The 14,536-nt window shown below is 42.0% G+C and carries 16 protein-coding genes; 10 read left to right on the top strand and 6 right to left on the bottom strand.

Features of this window, described 5'->3' with window-relative positions:
* Positions 1-62: 62 nt before the first annotated feature.
* Positions 63-398: a DeoR family transcriptional regulator gene (locus ACFYU8_RS08795; RefSeq protein ID WP_106840592.1), complete on the bottom strand. Its 336-nt coding sequence runs from the start codon at positions 396-398 to the stop codon at positions 63-65.
* Between the two features lie 588 nt (positions 399-986).
* Positions 987-1,382: a hypothetical protein gene (locus tag ACFYU8_RS08790; RefSeq protein WP_390293923.1), complete on the bottom strand. Its 396-nt coding sequence runs from the start codon at positions 1,380-1,382 to the stop codon at positions 987-989.
* Between the two features lie 397 nt (positions 1,383-1,779).
* Between ACFYU8_RS08790 and ACFYU8_RS08785 the strand changes: the two genes are divergently transcribed.
* The 6 genes from ACFYU8_RS08785 to ACFYU8_RS08760 all read left to right on the top strand — a co-directional run bounded on the left by ACFYU8_RS08785 (position 1,780) and on the right by ACFYU8_RS08760 (position 4,912).
* Positions 1,780-2,292, top strand: coding sequence for a dATP/dGTP diphosphohydrolase domain-containing protein (locus ACFYU8_RS08785; protein WP_390293925.1), 513 nt, complete (start codon positions 1,780-1,782; stop codon positions 2,290-2,292).
* 49 nt (positions 2,293-2,341) lie between these two features.
* Complete coding sequence (locus tag ACFYU8_RS08780; RefSeq protein ID WP_390293927.1) at positions 2,342-2,611, top strand: ArpU family phage packaging/lysis transcriptional regulator; 270 nt, start codon at positions 2,342-2,344, stop codon at positions 2,609-2,611.
* 195 nt (positions 2,612-2,806) lie between these two features.
* On the top strand, positions 2,807-3,034 hold the full coding sequence (locus ACFYU8_RS08775; protein ID WP_390293929.1) for a helix-turn-helix domain-containing protein: 228 nt from the start codon (positions 2,807-2,809) through the stop codon (positions 3,032-3,034).
* A 568-nt stretch (positions 3,035-3,602) separates the two neighbouring features.
* Positions 3,603-4,259, top strand: a complete 657-nt coding sequence (locus tag ACFYU8_RS08770; protein ID WP_390293931.1) for a hypothetical protein — start codon at positions 3,603-3,605, stop codon at positions 4,257-4,259.
* The gene (locus ACFYU8_RS08765) at positions 4,252-4,788 is read left to right on the top strand and encodes an accessory gene regulator ArgB-like protein (protein ID WP_390293933.1); all 537 of its coding nucleotides are present in this window, start codon (positions 4,252-4,254) and stop codon (positions 4,786-4,788) included. Before ACFYU8_RS08770 ends, ACFYU8_RS08765 begins: the two co-directional genes overlap by 8 nt.
* On the top strand, positions 4,775-4,912 hold the full coding sequence (locus tag ACFYU8_RS08760; RefSeq protein WP_390293935.1) for a cyclic lactone autoinducer peptide: 138 nt from the start codon (positions 4,775-4,777) through the stop codon (positions 4,910-4,912). Before ACFYU8_RS08765 ends, ACFYU8_RS08760 begins: the two co-directional genes overlap by 14 nt.
* A 320-nt stretch (positions 4,913-5,232) precedes the next feature.
* Here ACFYU8_RS08760 and ACFYU8_RS08755 read toward each other — a convergent pair whose 3' ends face one another.
* From ACFYU8_RS08755 to loaP, 4 genes are all read right to left on the bottom strand, one after another.
* A complete protein-coding gene (locus tag ACFYU8_RS08755; protein ID WP_390293937.1) occupies positions 5,233-5,646 on the bottom strand; it encodes a hypothetical protein in 414 nt (137 codons plus the stop codon).
* Between the two features lie 242 nt (positions 5,647-5,888).
* Positions 5,889-6,707 (bottom strand): lipase family protein, encoded by an 819-nt coding sequence (locus tag ACFYU8_RS08750; RefSeq protein WP_390293939.1) that lies wholly within the window; start codon positions 6,705-6,707, stop codon positions 5,889-5,891.
* A 23-nt stretch (positions 6,708-6,730) separates the two neighbouring features.
* Positions 6,731-7,576 (bottom strand): lipase family protein, encoded by an 846-nt coding sequence (locus ACFYU8_RS08745; protein WP_390293941.1) that lies wholly within the window; start codon positions 7,574-7,576, stop codon positions 6,731-6,733.
* A gap of 210 nt (positions 7,577-7,786) precedes the next feature.
* Positions 7,787-8,320 (bottom strand): antiterminator LoaP, encoded by a 534-nt coding sequence (loaP, locus tag ACFYU8_RS08740; protein WP_390293943.1) that lies wholly within the window; start codon positions 8,318-8,320, stop codon positions 7,787-7,789.
* A 368-nt stretch (positions 8,321-8,688) separates the two neighbouring features.
* On the opposite strand from loaP, the gene ACFYU8_RS08735 reads away from it, so the two are divergent.
* From ACFYU8_RS08735 to ACFYU8_RS08720, 4 genes are all read left to right on the top strand, one after another.
* Positions 8,689-9,489 (top strand): 4'-phosphopantetheinyl transferase superfamily protein, encoded by an 801-nt coding sequence (locus ACFYU8_RS08735; RefSeq protein ID WP_390293945.1) that lies wholly within the window; start codon positions 8,689-8,691, stop codon positions 9,487-9,489.
* Positions 9,490-9,572: 83 nt separating this feature from the next.
* Complete coding sequence (gene fabD, locus ACFYU8_RS08730; RefSeq protein WP_390293947.1) at positions 9,573-12,875, top strand: ACP S-malonyltransferase; 3,303 nt, start codon at positions 9,573-9,575, stop codon at positions 12,873-12,875.
* Positions 12,876-12,910: 35 nt separating this feature from the next.
* Positions 12,911-13,705, top strand: coding sequence for an alpha/beta hydrolase (locus tag ACFYU8_RS08725; protein ID WP_390293949.1), 795 nt, complete (start codon positions 12,911-12,913; stop codon positions 13,703-13,705).
* Between the two features lie 8 nt (positions 13,706-13,713).
* On the top strand, positions 13,714-14,529 hold the full coding sequence (locus ACFYU8_RS08720; protein ID WP_390293951.1) for a methyltransferase domain-containing protein: 816 nt from the start codon (positions 13,714-13,716) through the stop codon (positions 14,527-14,529).
* The last annotated feature ends 7 nt before the right edge of the window (positions 14,530-14,536 follow it).

The following is a 14,536-nucleotide window of genomic DNA, read 5'->3' as shown; positions in this document are numbered from 1 at the left end:
AGATAGTCATTTGCAAATAACAAAGAAGTGTCCCAAAGGACACCCTAATTGAACAGCATTATTTATGATCTTGAAAGTGCATAGATTTCAACCAAAAAGTTTTCTTGTGCACCCTTGGGACTCCCAATGTAAAGAGAGCGGGTAGAAACAACATCTGTGATTTTCTCGCTAACTACTCCAGTAAGATGAGTAGGATCATTGCCTCCACTAACATCTTGACTGACAGAAAAACTAATTTGATTAGGATTGGAAACCCCACTTATTACCCATTGAAAATTAACTGTGTCTGGCGGAAGGACTTCTGTACCAATATTTGAGCTAGAACGATGCGATTGACCAGGCAATGGGGAAGGAGCGGAATAAATAGCGCCGATAAACGTCGACTTAAGTGCACTCATGAAAAAACACCCTCTCAGGAAAGTAACTACATGAAGATCATATTTCAAAAAAATGGTAAATATGCGATCGATTTTAAACAACTTACTAGAAGTACGGGGGCATTTTACAAAACACACGTTTTGATTAATAGGAAAATAAAAAGACACTCCTTGATTAATTAAGGAGTGTCCATGAAGTCCATGATTAATGTTGAGACAATACTTGGGCAATTTGTTTTAAGATAATCGCTCTATTTAGAGGATCGTCACATTTGAATGGGGGGGCAACAATAACCACAACCATCATCCCAGCAACACGGGAAACAACGTCTAGCTCGCGTTTGATATTGCCCATATGATTCATATGGTTGATATTGCACCAATTGACCTTTTACTTTCTTGAATTTCTTAGAATGAGATTTCTTCTTTTTCAAGGGATATTTCCTCCTTTATGATGGATCTAAAATAAGGTATTAACAGAATTTTCCTTTTGGCTGGACGAGTGTTCTCAAGTGATAAAAATATACGTAAAAAATCAGCGTTAGGTAGGACGCCGTCATGGAATCGGGTGTTATTAACAAAACATTACAAATGTCAAATGGTGAAAACCTAGTCATCCCAAAAAATGAATATCAATTCACCATTGCACCATCTATTGTATTCAAACAAATCAGGGTTATTGAAAAGCTCTCTTGAACGGGATACCCACTTTTGGATTGCTTGATCTGAAATGGATGAGGAATCTTCAACGAATAATCGAACACCCTCAGAATTATGTTCAGTTCCACCTGTAAAAATAGTTTCTCCAACTAACAAATATAAACAGGCAAGAAAGAACAGACGTTTTTCGACGAGGACTTTGGGATCGATTGATAGCTTTAATAAAAGGGGGGCACTCTCAAGGTCGGTGATAGCGAGATCCCAATCCTGTGTTGGAATCAAAGATGCTTTATCATATGCCCATTCCTGAATCTCATTGAGTGAGGCATTCAAGGGTTCTTTCATCAGAATCACACTTTCTAAAAAAAATAACCTCAATCAAGGATCACTAGTAATTGATTAGTTTTCAAATTATACCATGGTAAACTAGTAAAGAGAGATAAGTAAGATGTGTACAGTACAATTGACATTGCTTCCAGACATTTAACATAAGAGAAAGTAAGAAAACGAGAGCATGATCGCCCTCGTTCACTATGAAAATAGCAATTATCCTCTACTGCAAAGAGTAATCCACGGAGGGCAAATCGGGTTCCACGCGGAAGCAGCAACCGGAACAGAAGCTACAATCATCACAGTAAAAACAACAGCAAGCAACTTTTTCAAATGTATCACCCCCAGTCGAAGTGTTATACCATTATTTACAAAATATGTAAAAATCATATTAGTGCAGGGAAGTGAAATTGTGTTCGAGCACATGTGGTGGATCGACGGAGAAGAAAAGCTGTTTTGCGTTAAGTGTGGGCAGGCAGCGGAGCCAAAGTATTTAACACAATATTTCGGGAGTGAAGGGGCAGGGACAATGATACCTGCTGGGATCCTAGATGATGGACAACACAAAACGTTTGGAACTGGAGCAAAACGCGATCGAGCGCCAGGGAAAGACAGATATGATTTGCTCTCGCCCATAGCGATTCGTCGAATAGCAATTCGAAGCGAGCTTGGTGAATTGAAATACGGCGATGGACGGAATTGGGAAAGAGGAATGCCCATCGGTGAATTCATGGATAGCGCTCTGAGGCACATTTTTCAATACATGGCTGGAGATAACCAAGAAGACCATTTGGCGGCCGCAGCTTGGAACTTGAATTGCGCTATGCATATGGAGGAAACAATGCCTCAAATGCAAAACATCCCAGCCCGTATCGTACTGCTTGAACAACCAGAAGCATCTTCATCCGAGAAGATCCATTCATAAGAAAGAAGCCCTCTCAAATGGGAGCGAGCATACATAAAGGAGGGAGTGTATGCAGCAAATGAGTTTCTTACCTGAGCTGGATAGAAAACTGACTCAGAAGGCCGTAGAGGATGCAGTTCGCAAATACAGACTGTGCAAGTATCTGACCTTCAATGAGCGGAAAGCATCCATTACAGCCAGTTATGAGCTCCGCGAAGGCGGGAGGACAAATCAAACAAGTGATCAGACTGGATCAATAGCAGTCTATAACATAGATGCTCAAGTAGAGCGAAGGTTGTATATCGAAAGAGTGGAACGGGCTGGCAATGCTCTTCCTTGAAGGAAAAGGCTCTTATCCAAGAACGATACATGAGTGCAGATAACGAGTACATTACTGATTACGCGGTATACAATCATCGTCTAATACCAGCAATTAGCGAGGGAACCTACTCCAAGTACAGATGGAAGGCCTTTTACAAAATTGCGCTCAGCTTGAATATTGAAGTTTTAAAGTATAAGTAAAGGGGAGAAGGTTATGAGTAGCCAACTTATTGATAATCTACCAGATGCACTTGAAGTGTGTCATATTCAGCAAGTGTTGGATTGTGGGAGAAAACAAGCGTATGAGTTAGTAAACTCTGGAGCATTCCATGTTGTTAGAGTAGGAACAAAAATCAAAGTATCACGGCGAGTCTTTTTAGAGTGGTATGAGGAAAAGGGATTTACTGAGAGATTAGAAGATAAGAAGAGGCGCACGGGTTAAACCAACCCTGTGCCTTTTTTATATGGGGGAGCGAATTTTGGAGCGAAACGCTAAATAATCACGGTTTACCGCAGATAATCAAGTAAGGTAAAAGTGCTTTCGTATCAATGGTTTTGACCATTGTGGAATAGCGGAGAATACCCGGTGATTCCTCTTGACAGGGTGGGGGTCGCTGGTTCGAACCCAGTCCGGATCAGCATATATCGAATGATGACACCCTTGGTAATCAAGGTTTGTTTAGTATCTTGCGGCTAATTCATTCGCGTCAAAAAGACAAAAAAACAAAGTCGTTGACGGATTGTTGACGGAATCAATCAACCTTGTAGATTCTTGGTTTTAGGTCCTGGAGATTCAAAAAGCGAATCAAAATGCCTATCTGCTTCCTGATCAGCACAGCGCAGAGCAGCGCGTGACCGTAGACATTCATTGTCTTTAAGAGAATCGCATGCCCAAGTCACGAAATTTCACTCAGACCACTTTCGAATGTAAAAAATAGTAAACAAAAACAGGATTATGGCATTTTTAGTAGAATAGAACAATCAATCAGTAATTGGGGTGATAAAGTCAAATGCTGTTGGTTCTATTCTCGACATTAGAATACCTCGCAATATTTGCGCTTATGTTTACGATATTTCGGTTTGAGTTTTGGAGGCATATCAACCGTATTCTCTTTGTGAGTCTGCTATTAATGCTTACCTCGTTTGGGCTACGACAATTTACTCCATATGGAGACTATGCAACCATCGCCCAAGTCGTCATAATCTTTTGGGCATTAATCATAGTATGGGGTGTTAATTGGGGACATGCTGCCTTAATGACCATTTTAACCGCAGGAGTATTCTTGGGCATTCAGATGGTGGAAGTGTTCATCCTGACAGCCACAGGAAACTTAGTGTCAATGGAATCGTTACAGGATCGAAGTATCAGAATGGGGTACATATTCCAGACAAGCACGGCATTACTTACCTTTGCATTATGTTTTGGACTTAGAAAATGTAATCTTCATTTTTCATTTGTCAGGGACGGAGCGCATTTCTCTATTTACCATAGAATCAACATGGTTATTTTGTCGCTAATCATTGTAACAGGCGTATTGATAACGGTCTTGTTTAATTTAGCGAAAACACATGGAATTTCTTCTTTAGTGTGGATTTTCCTTGGGATGGCGGTTGCAATTACTATACTGGCGTGGCTGGCTATAAAAAGGGATGGGGAATATGATTGAAACGCTTGCCGAAAGAATAGCCATTCAACTAAAGCAGATCAATCCACATGAAACGAAGTCAGTCCCTACAATGAAATTTGGATTAATCCTTATCATTAACATGCTTCTCATCATTACTACTAGCCTTACCCTTTCACTAATGATCGGAACCTTTTATGAAACATTGATCACACTAGCTGGTTTTTTAGTGTTACGCCAATTTTCGGGAGGATTTCACTATTCATCGTCTGTTTACTGCACCATGACAAGTATAGGGGGAGCCGTACTCATCCCTCTAGTTAACCTACCTAATAATTTTGTCACCCCAATTATTATCATCACACTAGTCCTAGTAGCACTGTTTGCACCACAAGGAATGGAAATGCAATCACGGCTCTTCAAACAAAATCACACTTTATTCCTCAAGACCATTTCAATTATTATCGTCGGTTCCTTATTTTTCATAGACAGCGAGACACTGGTGAAGACCTTCTTTATGCAATCACTGACACTGATTCCATTGAAAGGAGGTGGAAATGATGAAAAATAAAACGATGATGTTCGTTGCGAAACATGTTTCTGCAATTGCTTCATTTGTTGCGGTAGTGGCCGTATCTACAGCTTCTTTCGGTTTTGTGGGGAAACCTGAAATTCCAGAGGAATTAAAGAAATAAGGAGCAAGGTTATGATTTGGATTCCTTCTATTATCGAACGGGGAATTTAGGTTGCTCCATTGCGCTATTGTAAATGCTAACTTTATAAAATCCGTGTACTTATTGACTGCTTTCTTCAGATCATTTGTTAATAACTTCCCACCCCTTGCTAGACAAGGGGTTTTCTTATTTTGTTTCGTCGGGATGATATTCGAATACAAACGGACAGAATCTTACCCGTAGCAATTTCTATTCAACGCTGTGAATTTATTAAGGGGTTTGAAAGAAAAGAGGGCTGCCTCTTAGTTGGAAAATCGACTTTTGAGACAGCCCCTTATCAATTAATGAAACTTGGAAAGAGAGAACTTAGCTGTAAAATTCATTTTTTTCATATAGGAAGAATTCGCACCTGCTTGAAATTGTACAGAAATATTGCCGTCTTTTTGCGCTTTGAAGACGCGTCCGTAAGGTGAATTAGCTTGGTATGTACCAATTACTTGATTATCCGCATCAAAGACCGTATAAGAAATCGGAAATCCTGAATGATTTACAAAGATCGTAAGTTCTTCTCCTTTTTTAAGCTGAAAAGATTCTTTTTGAGTCACTTCGTATGAACTAAGAGAATAGTATTTCGTAACCTCTTGAATGTCTAAATCCACAGTTGCTGCGCTAGCTTTTGAGACTTCCAATCCTGGCAAATTTGCACCCGAAAGTACTGCAACTGCTAATGCCCCTGCTAACATGACTTTTTTCATAACTGTAACTCCTCCTTTTATATCATCCGTGAGCGAAAGTGAAAAATGGAAAATATATCCACTCAAGCCATTATAGCCTCAATGATAATAATTATCAATATAAATGGGATTTTTTGTTATATTTTTACTCTTACAACGGGAAGGTAGCAGAGCTACGTTATACGATTTGGCTAGACATGATAAGCATTGTGCTCGATAGACTGAAGACGCCAGGCAATAAAAAAGAGTGTGATTCAATTGAATCAACACCCCCCTAAAAAAGGAACGCACATCCTGGTATCCGGACAAAACCCCTCATTCTCTGCACAAAACCTCTCAGTAAACCCCGGATTTGCCTGCCCGAGGAACTTAAAATAACAAACAATCTCATGATTCCTTACAGCCAAACTATTCAACTGAAAATCCAACAAATACTTCCGATCCACATGCCGATAGTACAATCCTTTCTTTGTAAACGGAGGCGGATACACTTTAGACGGCAAAGTCGGAATAATATCATGAACATTCACGATCCGAACACTTTTCTTTACGATCTCGTTAAACCGCGAAGCAAAGACAGGATCTCCGACACGAGGACTTCCGTACGTATACACAAAAGGATGGGGAAACTTCGTATTCACCGCAATATCCAAACCAGCAAGTACGGCCAAGCCTCCGCCTAAACTGTGCCCCGCGACAAATAGTTTTTTTGATCTTGATAGCTTGCTCAACTCCCGAATCAATTCATCTCTCGCTGATTGATAAATACAAGTAAACCCACGGTGGGTCACTCCAGCCTTTTTGACAAAAGGATAGGGGACTTGATACAGATCTTGATCAGACTCATTGTCGTTAAACGTGCGGGTTCCTCTAAACGTGACAACGATACTGTCTTGTGACTCGGCTAAAAAACCAAATACCTCCGGCTCCGGAGTCTCAACACCAGCCAATGCTCGAATAGTCGAGTGCTGATGATACCCTTTTGGCAAGACAAGTGAATCTGTTTCAAAGAGCTGATATGCCTGATGGATCATGGCTGCAAGTAATATCGCATCTTCGCTGTTATAAATCCGATCGATCATACAGGTGACTCCCTTTCTGAGTTTCAAGACCGTAAAGGTTTGCAGTTGCCTTGAAACGGAATGCACGTATCGGTATCGGGGCAAAACCCGGGATTTTCCACACAAAGCGATTGGGCATAAGGAGGGTTAAGCTGACTAAGGCTTTGAAAATAGCAGGCGATGCTATCGTTACGGGGAGTATTATTCAGTTGAAACGAGAGCGGAAACTTGTTTTTTACATGTTGATAATAGATACCTTCCTTGGTAAAAGGAGGCGGATACTTTTGATCGGGGAAGGTAGGGAAAGAGTCGTGGACATTTACAATGCGTAGACTACTTACAACGACTTGATTGAAGCGTGAGGCGAATGTAGGGTCCCCAATGCGCGGACTACCATAGGTATAAACGATTGGTTGCCCAAACTTCGTGTTTACCGCAATATCTATAGCTACCAGCACAGCCAGAGCGCCGCCGTAGTTGTGGCCAGTAATAAACAGCTTTTTAGAGGCTGAAAACTGATTTATTTTTCTGACTAACCGATCCCGCGTTGATTGATACAGGCATGTAAATCCACGTGAGGTTCTCCCTGCATCTGTAACAAAAGGATAGGGGACTTGGAGGATGTCATAGGCTGCCAAAAGATCCGCTGGATATGCCGCGTACCCTCTGAAGGCAATGATGATTTCATCTTTTGATTCTGCCACAAAACCATATATATGTTCAGTTGGATTCTCTACGTCAGCAGAAGCTCGAATGGTGTATCGAAGCTGAAAACCTTTGGGTAAGGTAAGCTTCTCTTCAAAATAGAATGGATAAGTCTGATAGCTCATGGCTGCAAGGAAAATGGCAGCGTTACTAGTAAACATGTTGTTTTCGTCCGAGAAAACCATGTATACAAAGTCCTTTCCGAACAAGAATATGTAATGACACTTACCATGAGCCTATGTTTTTATCAGGGAATGCGTGCTTGTATGAAGAAAATATATGACTGCTTATCGGGCTTGTGCCTTCTAAAATGAAACACACTTTCATTCAGTACAAAAATTCTGAGAGAAAGTGTGTTTTTATGTTACGCAAGTTTGCTAGCTTGACGCCCCCATCTACAGAGGCTTTGAGAGGATTTCAATTCCTACATCAATGGTTTTCTCTACTCCCATAAAGGTTAGAATAATTTTTGCCCTATTTTTGTGCTTATCCACTTTTTTGATAATACCTTCCAGCCCTTTTAGGGGACCAGATTCTACGATAACCGTTGAATTTTCCAGATAAACTTTTGAGTAATCGACAACCTCACCGTTCTGCATCAATTGGAGTATCAGAGTGATTTCTTTTTCGTCAATGCTCGAGTAATAAACGCCCTCATCTTGCGAGTAATAACTACCGCTATTTACTAAACGCAAACTTCTAGGAATTTTTTTGATTTTATGGAACATATCGTTGTTCATTTCAGTCTTAATAAGTACATATCCTGGAAAAATATTCTTCATGACATTATTCACAATACCTGACTTTTTCTCAGGAACCAATCTCTTCGGTACAACGGACAATAATGACTGCTCATTAAAATAGAGTCTAAGGTACTTTTGAACGACTTCTTCTTTACCAGATTGTACAAAAATAGCATACCATTTCAAGGTGATTGATCCTTTCATTGTGAAGTAGATTCGTAGCTTGAACGCATTATGCTTCTACGATTTTTGTAGTTGTCCCAAAAAATAGGAATGATTTAGTAGATATCTTTTCGAAAATTGTGGTAGTATACTAAATGTATCCATTTATTCCATAAATTTCAAGAGTTGTTGTGTTACTAGTATGCTTGTATAAATCGGAAGTAAAATCTCTGTGGGAATTTAATCGATGTCTCGGCACGTTAAAGGAACGTAGAGAGGTCATAAGTAGAAACGGTAGTGTGTATATTTATTTGCACACGAACTGGGGAAGCTCTGTCCTTTGGCATAGTAGTAGAACGAGAGAAGGCGGAGATTCGATGCCCAAGGGGTGAATGTTGATTTTACGAGGAGAACGAAAAAGTCATAACAAGCTGTTTCCACAAATTTCTACGAAAGAATTAGTGATAAAAGGAACGGATAGAGAGTTACGTGCCGGCTTGTGCATTGGCTACTTTTCTATTCCCGCAGATTTTTTAAAAACGGTAAAATTTCTGCATCCGAAAGAATTCGAGTACTATTTTACGTTAGAGTTTGAGCGGAGAGTAAAAAGCTACCTGACAGGGAGATATGTCGCCAAAGAAGCCGTTTCGCTTTTGTCAGGAGAAAAATGCTTCGATCGAATATGTATTGAACAGGGCATTCTTCATCATCCTGTCGTGACCCTTCCGAATACACCCAATATCCAAGTGAGCATCACCCACTGTGATGATCTTGCAGCGGCCATTGCTTTTTCGGAAGAACTTCCGATGGGGATTGATATTGAGAGAATAAGCGTTGATCAAAATAAAGTTCTGGAGACGCAAATGACTGCGAAAGAGAGCAACTTGTTTTCTTGCCTGCCTTATTCCTATGAAACGACGCTCACTCTTTTCTGGACAGTCAAGGAAGCGTTATCCAAAATTTTGAAAACAGGCTTAACCACTTCTTTTCACATCTATGAAATAAGCCAAATGGAGGTAAGGGATGGAGTTGTTTTTAGTCTCTTTGAAAACTTTCCGCAATACCGTACAGCATCCTCTATCCTTGGTAGTTATGTGTGTTCGATCACCTACCCGAAAAAGACAGAGTTGAGTGTAACTGTAGTGAAGGATGTACTCCAGGAAATAGAACAATCCATGACAAATTGCTTATAAATTCCCCACTAGCTGTCAATTGACCAGGCTGTGGGGAGTTTTGTTTATAAAAACCTTTCATAAAAGCAAGGGGTGCATCATACATGGAAAAGCCTGTTGTGTTTATGTTTTCTGGACAGGGGTCTCAGTACTATCAGATGGGGAAAGACCTTTTTGAGCAGAATCCGGTATTCCGCAAATGGATGCTCAGATTAGATGAAAAGGTACATTCCCTGATCGGGGAGTCTGTCCTTGCTCAGTTATATGATGACACGAGGCGTCGGGACGACATATTTGATCGCACCCTTTATACGCATCCCGCCATTTTTATGGTGGAATATGCTCTGGCCCAGGTGCTTATGGAGAGCGGAATAAAGCCCGACTATTGTCTAGGGAGTAGTTTGGGGGAATTTGCGGCGGCGGGTGTGTCTGGGATCATGCCTGTGGAAGAATTGCTGCAACTCGTGATTGAACAAGCCACCCTTTACGAAACGTATTGCCAGAAAGGGAGTATGCTTGCGATTCTCCATAATCCCGATTTGTATCATCAAGACCCGCTATTGCATCAAAATAGTGAGTTGGTAGCGGTGAATTTTGATTCACATTTTGTCATTGCCGGGGGCAGTCATCAGCTACAACGCTTGGAGGACTATGTAAAAGGCAAGGGGATAATTTGCCAACGATTACCCGTATCGTATGCTTTTCACTCCGCTTTCATCGATCCGGCTGAACTCCATTATCGGGATGTATTGAAACATAAATCGTTTGGAATTCCCCAGATTCCCTTTGTATCGTGTGTTCGTGGGGAAATCATGAAGGAACTGCCAGGAGACTACTTTTGGCAAGTAGTAAGAAAACCGATGCAGCTTCCTAAAGCTGTCCAAGAGCTGGAGAAACACCAGAGCTACATCTATTTGGATTTGGGACCAGCAGGAAATTTGAGTAATTTTACAAAGCGAAACCTGCGGCATGATTCACAGTCAGAATGCTACTCGATCATCACTCCTTTTAAAAAGGACGGCGAAAATGTCGAGCGCATTAAGCAGCTATTCTCAAAGAAACGTTTGAATACCAATAGAAAGGAAGGCAGAAAAATGACCACATACGTTTTCCCAGGGCAGGGCTCCCAAATAAAAGGAATGGGGGGCTCTCTTTTTGATGAGTTTCCAGAAATAACGGCCAAAGCTGATCAGATATTAGGTTATTCCATCAAAGAGCTATGCCTGAATGATCCGGACAAGCAGTTAAGTAAAACACAGTTTACCCAGCCTGCCTTGTATGTGGTAAATGCCCTTAGCTATCTAAAAAAAGTCAAGGAAACAGGGAAAAATCCTGACTATGTGGCGGGGCACAGCTTGGGTGAGTACAACGCACTTTTTGCATCAGGGGCGTTTGATTTTGAGACTGGGCTACATTTGGTCAAAAAAAGAGGAGAGTTAATGAGTCAGGCCGTCGGTGGGGGGATGGCGGCTGTGATCGGGTTTACTTTGGAGCAAGTGGAACGTGTATTACAAGAAAATAATTTGACCAGCATCGACATTGCCAATCACAATTCTCCCTCCCAATTTGTGATTGCAGGTCGGAAAGAAGATATTGAGCGTGCGAACCCTACTTTTCAGGAAGCGGGCGTAAAGGTATACATACCATTAAAAGTGAGCGGAGCATTCCATTCCCGTTACATGAGTGATGCGATGCAACGCTTTGCGGACTATTTGGATCAGTTTGCGTTTTCCAGTATGACTATCCCGGTGATTTCAAATGTTCACGCAAGACCTTATAAACAGAGCGATGTGAAACGGAATTTGGTTGAACAAATTACAAACCCGGTGAAATGGAATGACAGCGTTCGATATCTACTGGGCTTGGGGGAAAACGAAATAGAAGAAGTCGGCCCTGGTACTGTGCTGACTAAGTTAGTGACTACGATCCGAAATGAAGTTGAGCCGCTAATTGTAAAAGAGGAAGAAGAGAAAGAATCCATTGTACAAGAGGCCAAGTCGGTTTCTAATGCCGTACAGGCGGAAGAGATATCGAACAGCATGGAGCAGCCAAAAGATATTACCGCCTTTTCGCTGGGAAATCAGCAATTTAAACAGGACTACAAATTGAAATATCCCTACCTGGCCGGAGCCATGTACAAGGGAATCTCATCCGAAAAGCTGGTCATTACAATGGGGAAAGGCGGGATGATGGGCTTTTTCGGAAGCGGTGGCTTACAGCTGGATAGAATCGAGCGTGCCATCCAACAGATTCAACGTGAACTACAGCACGGCGAGCCGTATGGTATGAATTTGTTGCATCATCCAAGCGACCCGTCCATGGAAGAAAAAATCGTCGATCTGTATCTTGCTTATCGAGTGAGGGTGATTGAAGCATCTGCATTTATGGCGATTACCCCTGCGCTGATTATCTATCGGGCCAAAGGATTAAAACGGGGGATGAACGGGTATGTGGAGGCGGCAAACAAAATTTTTGCCAAGGTATCACAGCCTGAGGTAGCGGAAGCCTTTTTAAGTCCTGCACCTGAGTACTTGATAGAAAAATTGGTGCAAGAACAGAAAATTACGAGGGAAGAAGCAAGCCTGTTACGAGAAGTTCCGATGGCAGATGAGTTAACGGTGGAGGCTGATTCTGGAGGAAATACCGATCACGGCGTAGCTTCGGCTCTGATGCCAGCGATGATCAGGTTACGAGATAACATGATGCAAAAATACGGATACCGTAAGCCGATCAGAATCGGAGCTGCGGGAGGGATTGGAACTCCTGAGGCTGTAGCGGTCGCTTTCATGCTTGGGGCAGATTATATTGTGACAGGCTCGATTAATCAGTGCACAGTGGAGGCGGCGACCAGCGAGTCGGTGAAGGATTCGTTGCAGGTGGCCAATGTTCAAGACACAGAGTATGCTCCAGCCGGTGAAATGTTTGAAATGGGAGCCAAAATTCAGGTGTTGAAAAAAGGGTTATTCTTTCCAGCGAGAGCAAACAAATTGCACGACCTCTACCGTCAATACAACTCTCTTGATGAAATCGATGAGAAAACAAAGAAACAGCTACAAGAAAAGTATTTTAAACGCAGCTTTGAAGAAGTGTATGAGCAGATGAAAACAACTTGTCCGCCTCAGGAATTGAAAAGAGCGGAACGCACTCCTAAATATAAAATGGCATTACTTTTCAAATGGTATTTTAACCGCTGTTTTGACTGGGCCTTGGATGGAGTGGATAGCTATAAAGTGGACTATCAGATTTACTGTGGCCCTGCGTTAGGTTCTTTTAATCAATGGGTGAAGGGAACGGCTGTTGAAAACTGGAGAGACCGCCATGTTGATCAAATTGGTGAAATGCTGATAAAGGAGACAGCCAGTCTTTTGAATCAGCGTATTTACGCCTTAACAGGTTCAAGCAAATAAAAAAACGACTCTCTAATAAGAAAGGAACTGCGAAAATGAATTTGGAACTAGTAGAATACCACCCTGAAGGCGTTTCAAGCGAAGCGCCTCTTCTTTTTGTGCATGGAGCATGTCACGGAGCATGGTGTTGGGAAAAAAACTTCCTTCCTTTTTTTGCGGATAAAGGCTTTTCTTCCTATGCGCTAAGCCTCCGTGGACACGGTGAAAGTGACGGCTATGAGAATCTTCATTCCTACACACTACAGGATTACGCCGATGATGTTTTGGAGGTGATAGGTCGTCTAAAAAACAAGCCCGTGCTGATCGGACACTCCATGGGCGGAGGAATTGTGCAAAAGATCTTGCACCAGCATCCGGATATAATCTCGGGTACCGTTCTTGTTGCCTCGATTCCCCCTCATGGCGGGATGCGTGACTTATTCCGATTAATGTTCATGAATTTTAAAGAAGCTATGCAATTGTTTACATATAACGACAAAAGAGATGCCTCATTGCTTGCCAATGTCTTTTTTTCCAAGGAGCTGCCGATTGAAAAAAAGGACGAGTGGGTGAAGCTCTTGCAACCCGAATCACTGAAAGCAAGAACCGAGATGAATGGAAAAATTGTTCCCAAAACTATCAGTGCGAATGCTCCAATGCTGGTTCTTGGCTCCAAACAAGATCGGATGATTTCTGAGAAAACAACGCGTCGTATTGGCAAAGCATACGGAATCGAGCCTGTCCTGTTCCAAAATGCCAGTCATGATATGATGCTTGATCCTGAATGGGAAGCGGTTGCTGGCCAGATTTTGGCTTTTTTGAACGAATCTATATCTGAATTGCGGAGGTAGGGAATAACATGGAAGGTTCTTATCAAATCGCAAACATTGCAACGAATGTTGAAGTAGAAATAGAACGTTTGAAATCTCAAGTGGAGTTGTTTTGGGATAAAGAGCTTAAGCATTATATCGAGTTTGGTCTGACAGATGGGATGTCGGTCATAGAGCTAGGCTCAGGGCCAGGATTCGTGATGGAAAAGGTCATGCAGAAGTTTCCGAATGGCAGAGTGACGGGATTGGAGATTGATCCTCTTCTCGTTGATTATTCAAGAAACTATTTGAAACAAAAGCAACCGGATCGATTTGAGATTGTCGAGGGATCGATCATGGAAACGGGCTTACCTAGCGATTCCTATGATTTTGCGATAACGCGACTCGTATTGGAACATTTACCTGACCCAGTGGGTGCGGTTCGCGAAGTGGCGAGGTTGTTAAAAACAGGTGGCAAAGCGATCTTTATCGATAACGATTTCGAGATGCACATCATGACCACTCCACATGTACCAGAATTGAGAGAGTTGTATGATGCCTACTGCGCGGCACGCTATGCGGAAGGTGGCAACCCGAAAATTGGTCGTGAATTGCCAACGGTCCTCAAGCAAGGCGGGCTTGAAAAAATAGATTTCGAAGTCATTTGCGCACACAGTGAGCTTCTCGGGTACGAAATGTTTCTAAAGTCGGAGGGCGTAGGCATTCCTGTGCAGTTGGTGCGTGACGGTTATTTATCCAGCAAGGCGTTGGGCAAGCTATCTGTTGCATGGCGAAACATGCTGAATAGTGAAGGACATTCTATTCTCAGACAGCTATACATGGCTGTTGGTGAGAAATCGGTGTAGGAGACAG

It is taken from the genome of Brevibacillus sp. NPDC003359 (assembly GCF_042878995.1).
In the GTDB taxonomy this organism is placed as follows: Bacteria; Bacillota; Bacilli; order Brevibacillales; family Brevibacillaceae; genus Brevibacillus.
This window is presented reverse-complemented; position numbering and strand designations above follow the sequence as displayed.

Coding starts and splice junctions, on each gene's coding strand:
- fabD (WP_390293947.1), top strand. CDS start 9,573: ATGGAAAAGCCTGTTGTGTTTATGTTTTCTGGACAGGGGTCTCAGTAC.
- ACFYU8_RS08795 (WP_106840592.1), bottom strand. CDS start 398: ATGAGTGCACTTAAGTCGACGTTTATCGGCGCTATTTATTCCGCTCCT.
- ACFYU8_RS08735 (WP_390293945.1), top strand. CDS start 8,689: ATGTTGATTTTACGAGGAGAACGAAAAAGTCATAACAAGCTGTTTCCA.
- ACFYU8_RS08765 (WP_390293933.1), top strand. CDS start 4,252: ATGATTGAAACGCTTGCCGAAAGAATAGCCATTCAACTAAAGCAGATC.
- ACFYU8_RS08760 (WP_390293935.1), top strand. CDS start 4,775: ATGATGAAAAATAAAACGATGATGTTCGTTGCGAAACATGTTTCTGCA.
- ACFYU8_RS08750 (WP_390293939.1), bottom strand. CDS start 6,707: ATGATCGATCGGATTTATAACAGCGAAGATGCGATATTACTTGCAGCC.
- ACFYU8_RS08725 (WP_390293949.1), top strand. CDS start 12,911: ATGAATTTGGAACTAGTAGAATACCACCCTGAAGGCGTTTCAAGCGAA.
- ACFYU8_RS08720 (WP_390293951.1), top strand. CDS start 13,714: ATGGAAGGTTCTTATCAAATCGCAAACATTGCAACGAATGTTGAAGTA.
- ACFYU8_RS08790 (WP_390293923.1), bottom strand. CDS start 1,382: ATGAAAGAACCCTTGAATGCCTCACTCAATGAGATTCAGGAATGGGCA.
- ACFYU8_RS08770 (WP_390293931.1), top strand. CDS start 3,603: ATGCTGTTGGTTCTATTCTCGACATTAGAATACCTCGCAATATTTGCG.
- ACFYU8_RS08780 (WP_390293927.1), top strand. CDS start 2,342: ATGCAGCAAATGAGTTTCTTACCTGAGCTGGATAGAAAACTGACTCAG.
- ACFYU8_RS08775 (WP_390293929.1), top strand. CDS start 2,807: ATGAGTAGCCAACTTATTGATAATCTACCAGATGCACTTGAAGTGTGT.
- ACFYU8_RS08745 (WP_390293941.1), bottom strand. CDS start 7,576: ATGGTTTTCTCGGACGAAAACAACATGTTTACTAGTAACGCTGCCATT.
- ACFYU8_RS08755 (WP_390293937.1), bottom strand. CDS start 5,646: ATGAAAAAAGTCATGTTAGCAGGGGCATTAGCAGTTGCAGTACTTTCG.